Source organism: Halobellus sp. Atlit-38R, from assembly GCF_003665925.1.
Lineage (GTDB): Archaea > Halobacteriota > Halobacteria > Halobacteriales > Haloferacaceae > Haloquadratum > Haloquadratum inordinatus.
Map to the genome: position 1 here is coordinate 1 of NZ_QXIJ01000272.1, position 478 is coordinate 478.

The 478-nt window shown below is 59.6% G+C and carries 1 pseudogene; it reads right to left on the bottom strand.

The window, feature by feature from the left end:
* Nucleotides 1-145: 145 nt before the first annotated feature.
* Nucleotides 146-478, bottom strand: a pseudogene (locus tag D3D02_RS19330) (hypothetical protein); the annotation flags it as partial.

Genomic DNA, 478 nt, shown 5'->3' on the forward strand with positions numbered 1-478 from the left:
CACCGAGCCTCGACCTCACTTCGTTCGGCCGAGACACCGGTGCGCTCGAACCAGCGTCTATTCCCTCATTCTCGACGCCCCAATAAGGATGTTACCTTTTCGATTGGGCGACGATGTTGTCCGATTTTCCCGTGTTATCGGTGTTCTATAACCCGTCTGAGATGAATTCGAGTTCCAACTCAGTCTCAGCGTCGCCGTGTGCGACGACGACGGTCCCGTCTTCCGTCTCGGGGATGTCGACGTCCACTTCACCGTCGGCGTTAGTCGTTCCCACGACCTCGCCGTTCACGGTTACCGTCGCGTGCTCGACGGGAGTCCCGTTCTGCGTGGCGACGAGCCTCACGTTTTCTCCGGCCGTGACGTCGCCGTCAAAACTCACGGAGAGGTTGGACTCGGATTCGGCGCTTGCGTTTTCGGTCGTGTCGTTCTCGCCGGTTGCGTCGGCGGAAACATCAGCATCAGCGGAGGCCTCGACATC